Annotated in this window: 15 protein-coding genes; 13 read left to right on the top strand and 2 right to left on the bottom strand. The window is 40.5% G+C overall.

Features of this window, described 5'->3' with window-relative positions; genetic code table 11:
- Positions 1–45: 45 nt before the first annotated feature.
- The 5 genes from H5186_RS18500 to H5186_RS18480 are packed head-to-tail and all read left to right on the top strand — an operon-like array spanning position 46 to position 3,501.
- Positions 46–942, top strand: coding sequence for a transcriptional regulator GcvA (locus tag H5186_RS18500; protein ID WP_145240653.1), 897 nt, complete (start codon positions 46–48; stop codon positions 940–942).
- Between the two features lies 1 nt (position 943).
- Entirely contained in the window at positions 944–1,582 is a 639-nt protein-coding gene (locus H5186_RS18495) for an alpha/beta family hydrolase (RefSeq protein WP_182784626.1), read from the top strand.
- A 25-nt stretch (positions 1,583–1,607) separates the two neighbouring features.
- The gene (locus H5186_RS18490) at positions 1,608–1,976 is read left to right on the top strand and encodes a DUF423 domain-containing protein (RefSeq protein WP_182768075.1); all 369 of its coding nucleotides are present in this window, start codon (positions 1,608–1,610) and stop codon (positions 1,974–1,976) included.
- 38 nt (positions 1,977–2,014) lie between these two features.
- A complete protein-coding gene (gene rlmM / locus H5186_RS18485) occupies positions 2,015–3,100 on the top strand; it encodes a 23S rRNA (cytidine(2498)-2'-O)-methyltransferase RlmM (protein WP_182740340.1) in 1,086 nt (361 codons plus the stop codon).
- Positions 3,101–3,147: 47 nt separating this feature from the next.
- Positions 3,148–3,501 (top strand): YkgJ family cysteine cluster protein, encoded by a 354-nt coding sequence (locus H5186_RS18480; RefSeq protein ID WP_145240659.1) that lies wholly within the window; start codon positions 3,148–3,150, stop codon positions 3,499–3,501.
- A gap of 58 nt (positions 3,502–3,559) precedes the next feature.
- Here the strand turns inward: H5186_RS18480 and cysZ are convergent, their stop codons facing one another.
- Positions 3,560–4,270, bottom strand: coding sequence for a sulfate transporter CysZ (gene cysZ, locus H5186_RS18475; RefSeq protein WP_220491324.1), 711 nt, complete (start codon positions 4,268–4,270; stop codon positions 3,560–3,562).
- A gap of 275 nt (positions 4,271–4,545) precedes the next feature.
- Between cysZ and H5186_RS18470 the strand changes: the two genes are divergently transcribed.
- On the top strand, positions 4,546–5,019 hold the full coding sequence (locus tag H5186_RS18470; RefSeq protein ID WP_259400372.1) for a nuclear transport factor 2 family protein: 474 nt from the start codon (positions 4,546–4,548) through the stop codon (positions 5,017–5,019).
- Between the two features lie 102 nt (positions 5,020–5,121).
- The gene (locus H5186_RS18465; protein WP_182794761.1) at positions 5,122–5,742 is read left to right on the top strand and encodes a sulfotransferase; all 621 of its coding nucleotides are present in this window, start codon (positions 5,122–5,124) and stop codon (positions 5,740–5,742) included.
- Here the strand turns inward: H5186_RS18465 and H5186_RS18460 are convergent.
- Entirely contained in the window at positions 5,733–7,124 is a 1,392-nt protein-coding gene (locus H5186_RS18460) for a hypothetical protein (RefSeq protein ID WP_182794760.1), read from the bottom strand. The two genes, H5186_RS18465 and H5186_RS18460, sit on opposite strands and share 10 nt — an antisense overlap.
- A 297-nt stretch (positions 7,125–7,421) precedes the next feature.
- Between H5186_RS18460 and H5186_RS18455 the strand changes: the two genes are divergently transcribed.
- From H5186_RS18455 to H5186_RS18430, 6 genes are all read left to right on the top strand, one after another.
- Complete coding sequence (locus H5186_RS18455; RefSeq protein WP_182740336.1) at positions 7,422–7,889, top strand: GNAT family N-acetyltransferase; 468 nt, start codon at positions 7,422–7,424, stop codon at positions 7,887–7,889.
- A gap of 351 nt (positions 7,890–8,240) precedes the next feature.
- Positions 8,241–10,154 (top strand): biosynthetic arginine decarboxylase, encoded by a 1,914-nt coding sequence (gene speA, locus H5186_RS18450; protein WP_149980707.1) that lies wholly within the window; start codon positions 8,241–8,243, stop codon positions 10,152–10,154.
- Position 10,155: 1 nt separating this feature from the next.
- Positions 10,156–11,079 carry an agmatinase gene (gene speB / locus H5186_RS18445; protein ID WP_182740335.1) on the top strand — a complete coding sequence of 308 codons (924 nt, stop codon included), beginning with the start codon at positions 10,156–10,158 and terminating at the stop codon, positions 11,077–11,079.
- 277 nt (positions 11,080–11,356) lie between these two features.
- Positions 11,357–11,560 (top strand): DUF1656 domain-containing protein, encoded by a 204-nt coding sequence (locus H5186_RS18440; RefSeq protein ID WP_149980705.1) that lies wholly within the window; start codon positions 11,357–11,359, stop codon positions 11,558–11,560.
- Between the two features lie 5 nt (positions 11,561–11,565).
- Entirely contained in the window at positions 11,566–12,426 is an 861-nt protein-coding gene (locus H5186_RS18435; protein WP_182761986.1) for an HlyD family secretion protein, read from the top strand.
- Positions 12,427–12,435: 9 nt separating this feature from the next.
- Complete coding sequence (locus H5186_RS18430) at positions 12,436–14,472, top strand: FUSC family protein (protein WP_182740333.1); 2,037 nt, start codon at positions 12,436–12,438, stop codon at positions 14,470–14,472.
- Positions 14,473–14,482 lie beyond the last annotated feature (10 nt).

Below are 14,482 nucleotides of genomic sequence, written 5' to 3'. Positions count from 1 at the left end.
ATATAATCTTATCCATAAGAAAAACTAATTCTAAGTTTGATCACTATGTCTCGACGTGTTCCGCCACTAAACGCATTAAAAGCATTTGAAGCTGCTGCTCGCCATTTGAGTTTTACTAAAGCGGCTGAAGAGTTATACGTCACACAGGCGGCGGTAAGTCATCAAATAAAAACTTTAGAAGAGCATCTTGGCTTAAAACTATTTTTGCGAAAAAACCGTTCTTTATTACTCACCGAAGAAGGCCAAGGTTACTTTTTAGATATTAAAGAAATATTTACTCAGCTAATTGATGCTACCGAAAAGCTATTAGCCCGTGGTGCAAAAGGCTCATTAACCGTGAGTTTAACGCCCAGCTTTGCTATTCAATGGTTAGTGCCACGCTTGAGCTTATTTAACGAACTGCACCCTGAGATAGATGTACGAATAAAAGCCCAAGATCAAGACGAAAACTCACTCACCGATGATGTTGATGTGGCTATTTATTATGGCCGTGGTCATTGGAGTGGCGTGCAAACGCATAAACTGCATACAGAATACCTAGTGCCTTTGTGTAGCCCTATGCTATTAACAGGGCCAAAGCCGCTGGATCAGCCAAGTGATTTGGCAAACCATACTTTATTACATGATACCACCCGTAAGAACTGGAAAACGTGGATGAAAACCGCCGGTGTACGTAATGTGCAAGTAAACCAAGGACCAATATTCAGTCACTCATCAATGGTGCTGCAAGCAGCTGTGCATGGTCAAGGCGTTGCTATTGGTAACAGTGTGCTTGCTAAACCTGATATTGATGCAGGACGTTTAGTTATTCCGTTTAACCACAGTTTAGAAAGTAAAAATGCGTACTATTTAGTAAGTCGTGAAACGCAATCTGAATTAGGCAAAATAGTATCGTTTAAGCAGTGGATGCTGAGTTTAGTTGAACAAGAGCAAGAGTATTAATATGACTATCGAGTGGATTAAAAGTGACCAACAACCCGCTTTGGCACAATTTATTTTTGCCCATGGTGCTGGAGCCGCTAGTGATTCAGAATTTATGCAGAAAATGGCAAGCTTGCTGGCAGAAAAAGGTATTGATGTTGGCTTATTTGACTTTGAATATATGCAAATAGCCAAGCAAAACAATAAGCGTCGCCCGCCAGATCGTGCGCCTAAATTACTGCAATACTTTGCACATATATTAACCTTTGTACAGCCAAGCTTACCGTTATTTATTGGTGGCAAGTCAATGGGCGGGCGGATGGCATCAATGCTTGTCAGTGAAGAGCGAGTAACAATGCCACCAATTTCAGGCGTATTGGCATTTGGCTATCCATTTCATCCACCAGGCAAGCCTGATAAATTACGCATTGATCATTTTGGTAAAATACCATGCCCGTTTATGGTGCTCCAAGGCGAGCGCGATACATTTGGTACCCGTGACGAATTAACACAGCTACAACTGGATAAACGCCCAGAGTTTGTGTGGCTAGCTGATGGCGATCATTCCTTAAAACCACGCAAACGCAGTGGCTTTACAGAGTTAGGTAATGTGCAAACTGCCGCTGAGCACGCTGCTAGTTTTATCAAACAGCATATTTAAAGGCATCTTTAGCAGGAAAAAAATCATGATTAAACTATTTTTAATGACTGGCAGTTTATTTTGCATGCTATCAGTGGTGTTGGGCGCCTTTGCGGCTCATGGTTTAAAAAGCCGTGTTTCTGAATATGCTATTGGCATATTTAAAACTGCGGCAGAGTATCAGATGGTGCATGGCCTTGCGTTAATTGCGATTGCCATTTTAATAAAATGGGGAATTAACCTCACATCGGCTGGTTGGTTTATTATTGCTGGTATTTTGTTGTTTAGTGGCAGTTTATATTTATTAGCAATCACCGGTTATAAGTGGCTTGGCCCCATCACACCCGTTGGTGGTTTATGTTTTATTATTGGTTGGACTATTTTATTAGTGCAAGTAGCACGGTTTAAATTTTAATAGAGAATATCGCTCAAAAGAGCAATTAAAGGGTTTTTATGTCAAGTGTAGTGATTTACTGCCGTAGTGGTTTTGAAAATGATGCCGCTGCAGAAATAACATTTCATGCCGCAGAGCAAGGTTTTGCTGGGTATGTAAAAGCAAAGCCAAATACCGGCTATGTTATTTACGAATGTTTTGAAGCGCAGCATAGTGATGAAATCATCAAAAAGGTTGATTTCAAAAATATGGTATTTGCCCGTCAGTGGTTTGCCGGCACTTTACTTGAAAACATGCCCGTCGAAGACCGTGTTGGCGAAATAGTAAAAGCAGCGGTCGATTTTCCACTTTGCTCAGAGCTACGGGTAGAAACACCCGATACCAATGAAGGCAAAGAGTTGTTAACTTTCTGCAAAAAAATCTCTACCCCACTTAAAAAGGCTTTAGAGAAACAAAACACCGTGTTACGCGAACCTAAAGCCAATCGCCCCGTAATGCACATCATGTTTTTAACTAATAACACCGCGTTTGTCGGTCATTCATATAGTTATAATAATTCCCCATTTTTTATGGGAATATTACGACTAAGAATGCCAAGTGATGCACCGAGTCGCTCGACCTTAAAACTGGATGAAGCGTTTAATGTGTTTATTGCGGAAAAAGATCGTGAAGCGCGGGTTCAAGCCGGTATGCGCAGTGTTGACTTAGGTGCCTGCCCAGGTGGTTGGACGTATCAACTAGTGCGTCGCGGTATGTTTGTTAGCGCCATTGATAACGGCCCAATGAATGATGATTTAATGCAAACAGGTCAAGTTAAGCACTTCCGTGTTGATGGTTTTAAATACCGCCCTGAGAAAAGAAATATTACTTGGTTAGTATGCGATATGGTAGAAAAACCAACCAAAGTAACCAGTCTTATGATTGATTGGGCGGTCAACGCATACGCGAAAGAACTTATCTTTAACTTAAAGCTGCCAATGAAAAAGCGCTTTGACAGTGTGTATGAGTGCTTAACGATGATCAAAGAAGAGCTTAATAAATACGGTATAAGCTATGAATTACAAGCTAAGCATTTATATCATGACAGAGAAGAGATCACAGTACATCTGAACGTGACAAAAGTGCCGCAAAGCCTATATAGCTAATTAATTTTAGTGCGGCATGAATACTGGCTAAATAAAGGTAAAAATTGATGTATAAAAACCAAAAAGTAATCTTGCGATTACGCGCTAACATTCCATCGTTTGAATGTGTTGAAGGTTGTCATGATTGTTGCGGTCCAGTGACAACATCATCTGAAGAAATGTCTCGATTACCGGTAAAAAGCGATGCAGAGCACGAAGCGGCATTAAATGAATTTAATTGTGTACACTTAGGTCCAAAGGGATGCACTGTATATGATGAACGGCCATTAATTTGTCGTTTGTTTGGCACAACTCCAAGGATGCCATGCCCAAATGATCGCGCTCCAGAGCAGCCAGTTGATCCTAAAATTGAGCGCGAAGTGCATCATTTCATCGCTAATACACGGCAAGTTTTAGTGTAAATAGTGCTGCAAATAGGGGACTTAATAATGGCTTATATTGTCGTCCCCTCTGAGCGTTTTATTCGCGATACTTAGGGCGGTATTGATCAACCCACAAGCGAGTTGCGCCGCACACAGCGACTGGCATAACAATTAAATTCACGATAGGAATGGCTGTAAGCAACAATACGGCTAAGCCGAATCCATACGAGAGAGTTTGTTTTTGTTTTAAGTCTTCTTTCATTTCTTTAAAGCAAATTTTGTGATTATCAAACGGATAATCTTTGTATTGCACGGCATACATCCAACAGGTAAACATCACCCATAACACTTGGCCGATAACAGGCAATATCCACAGTAAGATAAAAAAGCCAATGGCACGTGGTAGGTAATAGCACAACTTAGTCCACTCACGGCCAAGCATTCGTGGCACATCTTTCACTATATCCGCTAAGCCATCATCATTAATTTTTTGACCTGTTAAATACAGCTCTACTTTTTCACTGAGTAAGCCGTTAAAGGGCGCGGCGATGAAATTAGTGATCACCGAAAACAGCATACTGTAGCTAAATAAAATCACTAATACTGCAATAGGCCACATCAGCCACTCCAGCCAACTTAACCACGTTGGTAATAGATCATTTAAATAAGCAAACCCATCGGTAAGCCAGCCATATAAAAAGAATAATGAGCTACCAAAAAGCACGATATTGATTAATAAAGGAATAAATACAAATCGCTTCAAGCCTTTTTGGGTAATTAATTTGAAGCCCGAAAAAAAATATTCCATACCTTGTGTAAACTGCACGCTAAAACCTCTGATCATATCGACATTGCCCTCAGTATAAATTGCTCAGATATTTTGAACAGTATTTTTGCGTAACAAAGTGTTTAATATCTAATGAGCAATAGAGTGTATGGTCTAAAAAGCATTATCTTTATATTGATAGAAAAATCGGAGTTACTGATTGAATCGCAACAAACACTGGGATATGGTTTATATATCAACAATAATAAATTAAACGAGAGATGTTATCGGCTCGTTTATTACGCAGGAAGCTTTAAATGACTATGAAAAAGTTATATCTGTTTGCATTGTTACTAATGCCGCTGGTAAGTCAGGCTGATGTTACTGATTTGCAAAGTAAAATGATGCGTTTAGATACAGCACTTTTTGATTCTTTTAATCATTGTAATAACCCAGTACAACTTGCTAAGCACGCTAGCTACTTCGCAGAAGATGTTGAGTTTTATCATGATAACGGTGGAGTTACCTGGGATCGCAATTCCATGATAGCTAATACTAAACAATATGCATGTGGCAAGTATACGCGGGAGTTGGTCAGCGGCACGTTTGAAGTGTTTACCATTAAAGATTTTGGTGTGATGACCAAAGGAACTCACATATTCTGTCAAAATGGCGGCAATAAATGTGACGGTAAAGCTGATTTTGTGATGCTTTGGCATGACTTAGGCGACAAATTAGAAATTACTCGAGTATTGAGTTATGGGCACCGTAGTAATATGGATAATAAATAAGGGAGCTTGCGGTTAAACTACCGCTTAACTATGTTGTTGCTCTGTGGGTGATGCTGTCATTTAGGTATATACTAGCAGCCTTTTAAAAATGAGTGACGTTAGATGTCTAAGATATTTATTATCGGTCTGCCTCGAACCGGCACCACGAGCATCAGTGTTGCGTTGTTAGAAATGGGCTTGTTGGTTGCGCATACTGCGTTTACTAAAAAAGCGTTTGAAATAGCTGATGCTATATCTGACGCACCGTGTTTTAGTGACTATATGCATTTAGACGGGTTATTTCCTGGTGCTAAGTTTATTTATTTAAACCGAGACCTAAAAGCATGGTTGCCATCCATCACGATGCTGCTTGAAAAAATGGCGCCACATCTTGATCTTAAAACAGGGCACTTTAGCCCGGTTCTAAAGCGCAGCTTTCATCAAACGTTTCCCTCTATTTACCCGTTGAGTGAGCGCGAGTTAGCCGATTGTTATACTAAACATCAGCAGGCGGTATTTAAGTATTTTAAAGATCGAGATGATTTTTTATCGCTTGATGTGAGCGAACCTGGCGGCCTGTTGAAGCTAAAACAGTTTTTGGGAATGTCGCCAGAGGGCGATACTGACTTTACGAGATTAAATGTTGGCCGTAATGTGGCAAACTGGCGTGAGTATAAACACCCTAATAAGGTGAATGCCAACTTAGCCGGAGCAGAGCACCGTAAGTTCTTTGATTACGGTTGATTTTCAGCTGATTGTGGCTCTTCACTATCTACTGAACTACGAATGTTGCCACTGCTGTAAAAGGTAAGATCACCGATTAATTCAGGAACGAGTCGCTCGCTATTATAATCATAAATTTTATTCATTTGTGTTACGTGGAATGCGCCTTCTATCCGAGCAATATTATTTATTGCCCATGCCTCAACTGAATCTGAGCGAGTAAACTGCTCGGGCATTTTTTCTTTATCATCAAGTAGTGTTTGCCATAATTCGTTTTGGATCTGTGCGGGACTCCCTGTGAATTGCTCTAGCGCATCGTTTATCCAGCCCATGCCAATGTCGTTATAGGCGTTTAAGATATTGTTATAAAGCTCACGTCTATTAGAGTCAGAGCTAATATTATCTTGTTGTGCAACAAACTTACCATTATCCATTTGGTAATACTGCTTATTGGCTTGATAATTAGTTTGCTGTGCAAGGTAACTAAATAAGTTAGGTTCACGGTCTTTATCAACTTCATTGAGCATTGCCAATACATCATCCGTTTGGTGGTTTTTAACTAAGCTCATCATGTCGATGATACCACTGCTTTGTGTAAGCGTACTGTCAGATAAGTGGTCATTTAACTGCATAAGTTGATCTTCGCTGAGGTTTTTTTCTATTAATAAATTGGTGTAGTCATTTGCCAATTCATATTTTGCACTGTTAGCCTTATAGTTTGATTTAAACCAGTTTATGGCTTCAGGCATACTGATCATTTCGACTCTTTCATTACCATGCTCATTTTCACCTAATGGTGACACCGGCTTCTTATAATCATTCCCTTGTTGTAATAATTTATCCATTGTTGCAAGGGTACTGCTCAAGGCATCATCTGACAGTTTGCTTAAAGCTGAAATTAACTGTGCACTGCTGTTGTTGTTTTCTGTGCCAAAGTGATAGCTAGATGTTGTAACAACAAATTGACTAAATACAGCAAGCTCTTCATCACTCATTTTTTGCACCAAATCAAGTAGTTCTTGTGTTGGTTTTAGGTGTTGGAACATAAATTTATGTTCACCTTCAAGCCGGTCTACTTGATCTAAAAAAGCATTTATATCATCGGGATCTGTAAAGTCACCATAGCGATAGGTCGGCTCTTTAATCGGTTCACCTATGTTAATGGTGGTGCTAGAGGTGACTCTATAACGGTTCATACCAATATAAGAAGAGGGGGTGTAATCTTGATTAAGTTTGCGGCCTTTAAATGGATCATAAAGGGGCGTACTTGCTGCGTCTTCGAGCGTTGAAAGGTGGTCTTGTGGTTCGACAAGAGAAGCGGCGGCTTTAAACTCCGTGGCGCGATTAGCCGACACCGTTTGCAAAGCTATTTGCTGCGCTTGACCAAGATTGGGGAGTTTCATTGTTATTCCTTTAACGTTAACTTAGTTATTTATCGACGCAGGGCGTTAAAACTTTAGTCGTTAATCTATTTTTTAACCCGTACTTTATAAAAGGCGCTAACGTTTAACACCACAGCAAACTATTATTTTGACGTGCTTGCTACTTTTTAGAAAATAGCTAAGTGTTGTTATTTTGACATACGACAAAGTTGTGACTAATAAGATAGCAAATAAATGAAAAATCCAAAGTTCTGGGTTGTTCATTTGCAACAATTCGGTATAGTTTGTTATCAAACAATAAATATAATTAGAGCTTTTATGCAGTTAGTCGACTTAACCCCTGATGATCCGGATGTGATTAATGTTTTTTCTGATATCGATAGGCTTATAAATTCTCTGTACCCAGTAGCCACGGCACAATCGCTGTCGGTGAGTGAGCTTGGTCAAGCTAATGTTTACGCCATTGGCTTAAAAAGCGAGGAGGGTATTGTTGCATGTGGTGCGATTGTCAGACAGTTTGACACAGTACCTTATGGTGAAATTCGCCGTCTGTATGTCAAACCAAGTCATCGTGGTAAAGGCTTGTCTCGGCGTATAATGCAAATTTTATTGCATCATGCTGGCGAAGAAGAGATCCCTTTGATCCGGTTAGAAACAGGCCCGAAACAGGCTGAATCGATTAGTCTGTATGAAAATTTAGGTTTTCAACGCTGTACAAGTTTTGGTAATTATACCGATAATCCACATAGCTTGTTTATGGAGTTAGGGCTCAGTCAAGAAGGCTAATTAGTGGCTAGAAACTGGCTACGCTTTGTGTTTTAGTTTTTGATTACTTCATCGATTTTATCTCCTACACAACTACGGCTTATACACGGATATAAGTCGTAAATGGCCTTGGTCAGCGCCAATTTTATCATTGAGAGTCACGTTTTCGGCTAACTTTTTTATATATATTCCCTTTTAAGCCTTCTATTTTTTATACTAAATACGCCAGTGCCCAACAAATAAAAGGGCCGTTGTTATCGACACTAAAACTCACTCGTTACGAGCAAAAATACTTGTTGGACTTGATAAGCTATTTTTCCTTTAATGCGCGCAACAGCCGCAAGGCATTCATCAAATAAAAGAGAAAGATAAATGAAAGAGACAACATCACTAGAACAAGCTCGCACGAGTTACAATGTTCGTCATTGGAGCCAAGGTTTTTTTGGTATTAATGATCAAGGTGATGTGTATGTTGCGCCCAAGGCTGATGCCCCAGAGCAAACCATCGCACTTATTGATATTGCAAAACAACTTGAAGATAAAGGCTTGAGTTTACCTGCGTTGGTTCGTTTTCCACAAATTTTGCATCACCGCGTGCACAGCTTATGTGCTGCATTTAATACTGCGATTGAAAGCTATGGTTATCCAAAAGATTACTTGCTTGTTTATCCAATTAAAGTAAACCAACAGCGCGAAGTGGTCGAAGAAATTGTGGCAAGCCAAGCGAACGTAGAAAAGAAACAACTTGGTTTAGAGGCGGGCAGCAAGCCTGAGCTATTAACAGTATTGGCATTAGCTGAAAAAACCAGTGCGGTGATTGTCTGTAATGGCTACAAAGACAAAGAATATGTTCGCTTAGCATTAATTGGCGAAAAGTTAGGCCATAAAGTGTACATCGTACTTGAGAAACTCTCTGAGCTGGACATGGTACTTAGCCAAGCTAAAGAGCTGAACGTAAAACCGCGTATTGGTATTCGCGTGCGCTTAGCGTCGCAGGGTAAAGGAAAATGGCAAGCTAGCGGTGGTGAAAAATCAAAATTTGGTTTATCCGCTTCACAAGTATTACATGTTGTTAATCGTTTAAAAGAGACTGATCAACTTGATTTAGTTCAGTTGGTGCATTTTCACTTAGGCTCGCAAATGGCGAACATTCGCGATGTGCGTTTAGGTGTTAGCGAAGCGGCGCGTTTTTATTGTGAACTACGCAAACTCGGTGCACAAATTGAATGTTTAGATGTCGGTGGTGGTTTAGCGGTTGATTACGACGGCACTCGGAGCCAGTCTCACAACTCGATGAACTATAGCTTAGCTGAGTATGCAAATAATATTGTCTACACCATTGGTGATATTTGTAAGCAGTACGAGCAACCATTCCCGACTATTATTTCTGAGTCTGGACGTGCATTAACAGCGCATCATGCTGTGCTTATCTCTAATGTAATTGGCACTGAAAGCTATGAGCCGGAAGAAATTCAGGCGCCAACAGATGACGCGCCATTATTATTAAACAATATGTGGACATCATGGCAACAATTACATGTGCTGACAGACGACCGTGCATTAATTGAGATATATCATGATAGCCAAGGTGATTTAGCTGAAGCACATAACCAGTTTGCGATGGGATTATTAGATTTAACTCAACGCGCCTGGGCTGAGCAAATAAATTTACGTGTGTGTTATGAGCTTAATAAACACATGGATAACAAAAACCGTTTTCATCGCCCGATAATAGATGAACTTAATGCCCGTTTGGCGGATAAGTTTTTTGTTAATTTCTCATTGTTTCAGTCATTGCCTGATGCGTGGGGGATCGACCAAGTGTTTCCGGTATTGCCATTAAGTGGCTTAACTGAGGCACCACAAAGACGCGCAGTATTGTTAGATATTACCTGTGACTCTGACGGTGCACTAGATCACTATGTAGATGGGCAAGGCATTGAGAGCACCTTACCAGTGCCGGCATTTAGTGCTGAAAAACCCTATTTAATGGGCTTTTTCTTAGTGGGTGCATACCAAGAAATTTTAGGTGACATGCATAACCTATTTGGCGACACCCACAGTGCAATGGTACACATGGATGAGCAAGGCGACGCAAGCATTGTAGAAATAAACCAAGGTGACACTGTAGCTGACATGATGCGCTATGTTCACCTTGATGTAGAAGGTTTTCAATCATCGTACGCACAGCTGGTGGCTGCAAAATTACCAGCAGACGAGCAGCAAAGTGTACTTGATGAATTGCAAGCAGGTTTAGACGGTTATACTTATTTAGAAGAGCTTTAATATGACCACTTTGTTTGATCATCCAGATCACTCATTGTATTCTAATGGCATGACGTTCTTACGTCAGCCAATGGTACAAAATATTACTGACATCAATGCTGATGTTGTGGTGTTAGGTTTGCCATTTGATATGGCAACCTCAGGACGTCCAGGTGCGCGTTTAGGCCCTGATGCGATTCGTCGTGCATCAGTGCATTTAGCATGGGAAGAAACAAAATACCCATGGACGTTCAAATTGTTCGAACGCCTAAAACTGGCTGATGCTGGAGATTTTACTTACCCTGTCGGTGACGCTGAATACTTTACCGCTAAGCTTGAACAAGCTGCTGCGGGTATTTTAAGCCAAGGTAAAGCAATTTTAGGTTTAGGGGGCGATCACTTTGTAACTTTACCGTTGTTACGTGCGCACGCTAAGCGCTTTGGTAAAATGGCGTTGGTGCATTTTGATGCCCATACTGATACTTATAGCAATGGCTCACGCTACGACCACGGCACCATGTTTTACCATGCGCCGATGGAAGGGCTGATTGATGTTGATCATAGTATCCAAATTGGTATTCGTACTGATTTTGATCAAAGCAAACACGAGTTTGCAGTGATTGATGCGATGGCGGCCAATGATTTATCGGCGCAAACGATTGCTGAGCAGATTAAAGCGAGAGTAGGTGATTTACCTGTGTATATCACTTTTGACATTGATTGCTTAGATCCGGCGTTTGCCCCAGGTACTGGAACACCGGTATGTGGTGGATTAACATCAGATAAAGTACTTAAGATATTACGTGCCCTTAAAGGCATTAATATGATTGGTATGGATGTTGTTGAAGTATCACCTTCGTACGACCAAAGTGAACTTACTGCGATTGCCGCAGCCACCATTGCCAGTGAGCTACTGCATTTGTGGACCTATAAAAATAAATACTGAGCAATAGCTCCAGTAGTAATCCCTCAAAACGTGCTCTAGGCACGTTTTTTATTTACCAGATCCTTATTATCCTCAATATTTTGCTTAAAGCTTAATTTATAATATAACGCGACTGATTAATTTGCTGAGTATGGTGTAACGATTACCGCTATTAACAGCATGTTAAGTAAGATAATGTGATAATTAGCTGCTACTATATTGATAGACACTGTCGCAAAAATTTTACTTGTGATGCTTTTTAGTTTGTTGTCAAAGTACATATAACAGGGGATTGATTATGCACCACGCTGTAGTTATTGGCGGCTTAGAATTTAGCCCGTTAGTGATTTATTTCCCAATGGCATTTATTTTAACCGCTTTGACTCGCTTTATTTTACATCGTTTGGATTGGCATGATCGCATCTGGAAAGTGGCCTGGTTTGAAGTGTCTTTATTTATGTGTTTTCTCGCCTTGAGTGTCTTTTTATTAAGTGGAAGATAAATAGAATGGTTAGATATTTACGTATTATGCTCACTATTTTAGTTGTTATCGCGGCTATTTTTGCAGGCCGTTGGGTATGGACTGATTATATGCACACACCTTGGACACGCGATGGTCGCATTCGAGCTGATATTGTTACTATTGTGCCAGATGTATCAGGCTGGGTAACAAAATTAAATGTCAAAGATGGGCAGCAAGTTGCAAAAGGTGAACTGCTTTTTAGTGTTGACCAACAACGTTATCAGGCGGCTTATGATAAAAGTAAAGCAAATACTAACAATAGTTTATATAGCTGGGAACTGGCTAAACATAAGTATGAACGACGTAAAGCATTAAATACTCAACAAGCTATCAGTGAGGAAAGCTTAGAAGCGACCCGCATTAGTACTGAAATTGCCAAAGCAAATTACGACTTAGCGAAAGCGGATCAAACGGTGGCGCAATTAAATTTATCTCGCACGCAAGTTACGGCTCCAGTTGCCGGGCAAATTATTAATTTAAATCTACGCCAAGGCAATTATGTTGCACAGGGCATGCCTGTGTTCGCTATTGTTCAATCAGATTCATTTTATGTAACAGGCTATTTTGAGGAAACCAAAATCCCACTGATCCACACCAATCAAAAAGCGACAATAGAATTACTGAGCGATACAAAGCCATTAACCGGTCAGGTAGTGAGTATTGGTAAAGCAATCGCGAATATCAATACGCAAAGTAATAACCAACTTTTACCTCAAGTGCAGCAGACATTTAATTGGGTACGTTTATCGCAGCGTATTCCGGTTGATATTAAGCTAGATGCTTTGCCAGAAGGGATCCAGCTAAGCGCAGGTATGACAGCGACTATTCACCTTGCTACGGAATAGGTATTAGTTTTGCATCTTGTTTTAAATAATCTTCTATGCCCCAAAGAACAGGCTATCAAGTTTGCATTAAAAGGGGTGATTGCCATGGCAATGTCGTTGACAATTGCCATTTATTTAAATCTAGATCGACCTTATTGGGCACTTGTTTCTGCGGTGTTTTTACAGATCCGCCCTGAAAGTGGTCTCGTTATTGAAAAAGCGCTTTGTCAGATTGTAGGCACTTTGGTGGGTGGCCTATTTGGTATTTTAGTACTCACTCAGCTCAGTGCTTACCCTTATTTAGCGCTGGGTGGATTGGCTTTTTGGCTCGGTTTAAACTCTGCATTGTCAGCTATGGTGCGCCAAGCAAATTTTGTTTACGCATTTGCTATGGCCGGCGTAACGGCTGCTATCATTATTTTGTTAGTGATGGTAAACCCAGCAACGGTCAGTAGTGAAAGTATCTTCGCGGTGGCGCAATCACGAGTAAGTGAAATTATAGTCGGTTCGGTATGCGCAGGGTTAGTGAGCCATCTATTATGGCCTGTTAAGGTCAAGCAGCTCTTACAAACGCAGGCAAAGTCTGTCATTAATCAAACGTTACATTATTTGGTAACTGAGCTTGATAAAGCGGGCTCTTCTGAAAACCGTCATCAGCAAATAGATCGCATAATGGCAACGCTTGGCAGTATTAGTGAAGACTCAAGTGCAGTTCGCTACGAAGGGCCAAAAGGTCCAGGGCGTTCACGGGCTGCCAATCAAATCGCACAAAAAGTTTTATCTCTTCTTGCCTTAGTACAAATAATGGGGCGCTTACAGCGTAATCATCCTGAGCAAATCACACCAAAGATTACTCAGTTAATCAAGCAATTAAAAGATATGTTTACGCTAATAGAAAAATCAGACTGTTTTGAATACTGTGCTAAAGAAGTAAAACAGTTGCGGCGCGCATTAACTGATCACCGGGCGCAACAAACCTGTGAGCTGCCATTTGAATCACATATTTTAAATGTCAGTTTAGATATCGCGAATGAATTAACAATTTTATTGCGGGCATATAAAGCATTAGAGCAACGAGATAAAACACTGCTTAATGCTCCGAGCATGTTGACATACCGAGATCCATTAGCAGGTATTATTGTTGGTTTTCGAACCAGCTTGGTATTTTCAATCGGGGCATTTATTTGGGTTAATACTGGATCATCCGCTGCATTATTGATCATGATTTTACCCGTTATTTTTTCGATTATGTTGGCCCGTATCCCGCTGGCAATTTTACAAATAGTTATGAAGCGATTGTTAGTTGGTGTTGTGGTAGCCTCGTTTGTGGCTATTTTTTATGCTTTAAACTTATTATCACAAAGTGGTGGGCAACTTGAAATATTATTGTTGGTGTTAGCTGGGCCATATTTTATTGGCTTATTGCTACTAGGCGATCAGCAAACGTTACCTTACGGGCTAGGGTTCTGTATTCCATTTACGATTTTAGTTAAGCCCAGTACTGACATGAGCCTTGCGTTTTCAATCAATTATACGCTCAGCTCAGCTTTGGCTATTTTTCTTGGAGTATGTATTTTATTTTGGATTTTCCAACTATTTACAGGTCCGAGTGTGCAGTTGTTAGTGCATCGCGTGTTTAAAGCAACCTATAAAGATTTATCAGAAATTCATCAACATAGCTCACCCGCTCTTTGGTATAACCGACGTATGGCTGATCGGTTACTGCGTTTAACCAATTATGATCAAGGCTCAGAATCACGTGCTATTACCGATCTTGCTTTAACTGGGCTTAATCTAGGTCATGCGTCGGTGCGTTTACACTCAATTTGCCAACAGGCAGTGGGTGATAATCAGCTTAAATATTTACAACGGTGGCAAAGCTCACTGGCTAGAGCCTTTTTGCTGGCTACAAAAGGCCAGTGCGATGATACGTTTACAATGGCTTGTGATGAGCTTTACAACGAACTGATGATACATGTGAGTGATACATATCAGCTTGAAGCCATTAAAGGTATGTTTATCCGTATTAATATGACTTTTGAACGCAGCGCAAACAGCATTAATTGATCCTGTGAGG

It is taken from the genome of Pseudoalteromonas sp. SG41-2 (assembly GCF_014164535.1).
GTDB classification, from domain to species: Bacteria; Pseudomonadota; Gammaproteobacteria; order Enterobacterales; family Alteromonadaceae; genus Pseudoalteromonas; species Pseudoalteromonas rhizosphaerae.
The sequence above is the reverse complement of the archived record's forward strand: the minus strand, read 5'-3'. Positions and strand labels throughout refer to the sequence as shown.

Excerpts from the sequence above, each read along its gene's own strand:
- H5186_RS18500 (WP_145240653.1), top strand. The coding sequence starts at position 46 with ATGTCTCGACGTGTTCCGCCACTAAACGCATTAAAAGCATTTGAAGCT.
- H5186_RS18495 (WP_182784626.1), top strand. The coding sequence starts at position 944 with ATGACTATCGAGTGGATTAAAAGTGACCAACAACCCGCTTTGGCACAA.
- H5186_RS18490 (WP_182768075.1), top strand. The coding sequence starts at position 1,608 with ATGATTAAACTATTTTTAATGACTGGCAGTTTATTTTGCATGCTATCA.
- rlmM (WP_182740340.1), top strand. The coding sequence starts at position 2,015 with ATGTCAAGTGTAGTGATTTACTGCCGTAGTGGTTTTGAAAATGATGCC.
- H5186_RS18480 (WP_145240659.1), top strand. The coding sequence starts at position 3,148 with ATGTATAAAAACCAAAAAGTAATCTTGCGATTACGCGCTAACATTCCA.
- cysZ (WP_220491324.1), bottom strand. The coding sequence starts at position 4,270 with ATGGAATATTTTTTTTCGGGCTTCAAATTAATTACCCAAAAAGGCTTG.
- H5186_RS18470 (WP_259400372.1), top strand. The coding sequence starts at position 4,546 with ATGACTATGAAAAAGTTATATCTGTTTGCATTGTTACTAATGCCGCTG.
- H5186_RS18465 (WP_182794761.1), top strand. The coding sequence starts at position 5,122 with ATGTCTAAGATATTTATTATCGGTCTGCCTCGAACCGGCACCACGAGC.
- H5186_RS18460 (WP_182794760.1), bottom strand. The coding sequence starts at position 7,124 with ATGAAACTCCCCAATCTTGGTCAAGCGCAGCAAATAGCTTTGCAAACG.
- H5186_RS18455 (WP_182740336.1), top strand. The coding sequence starts at position 7,422 with ATGCAGTTAGTCGACTTAACCCCTGATGATCCGGATGTGATTAATGTT.
- speA (WP_149980707.1), top strand. The coding sequence starts at position 8,241 with ATGAAAGAGACAACATCACTAGAACAAGCTCGCACGAGTTACAATGTT.
- speB (WP_182740335.1), top strand. The coding sequence starts at position 10,156 with ATGACCACTTTGTTTGATCATCCAGATCACTCATTGTATTCTAATGGC.
- H5186_RS18440 (WP_149980705.1), top strand. The coding sequence starts at position 11,357 with ATGCACCACGCTGTAGTTATTGGCGGCTTAGAATTTAGCCCGTTAGTG.
- H5186_RS18435 (WP_182761986.1), top strand. The coding sequence starts at position 11,566 with ATGGTTAGATATTTACGTATTATGCTCACTATTTTAGTTGTTATCGCG.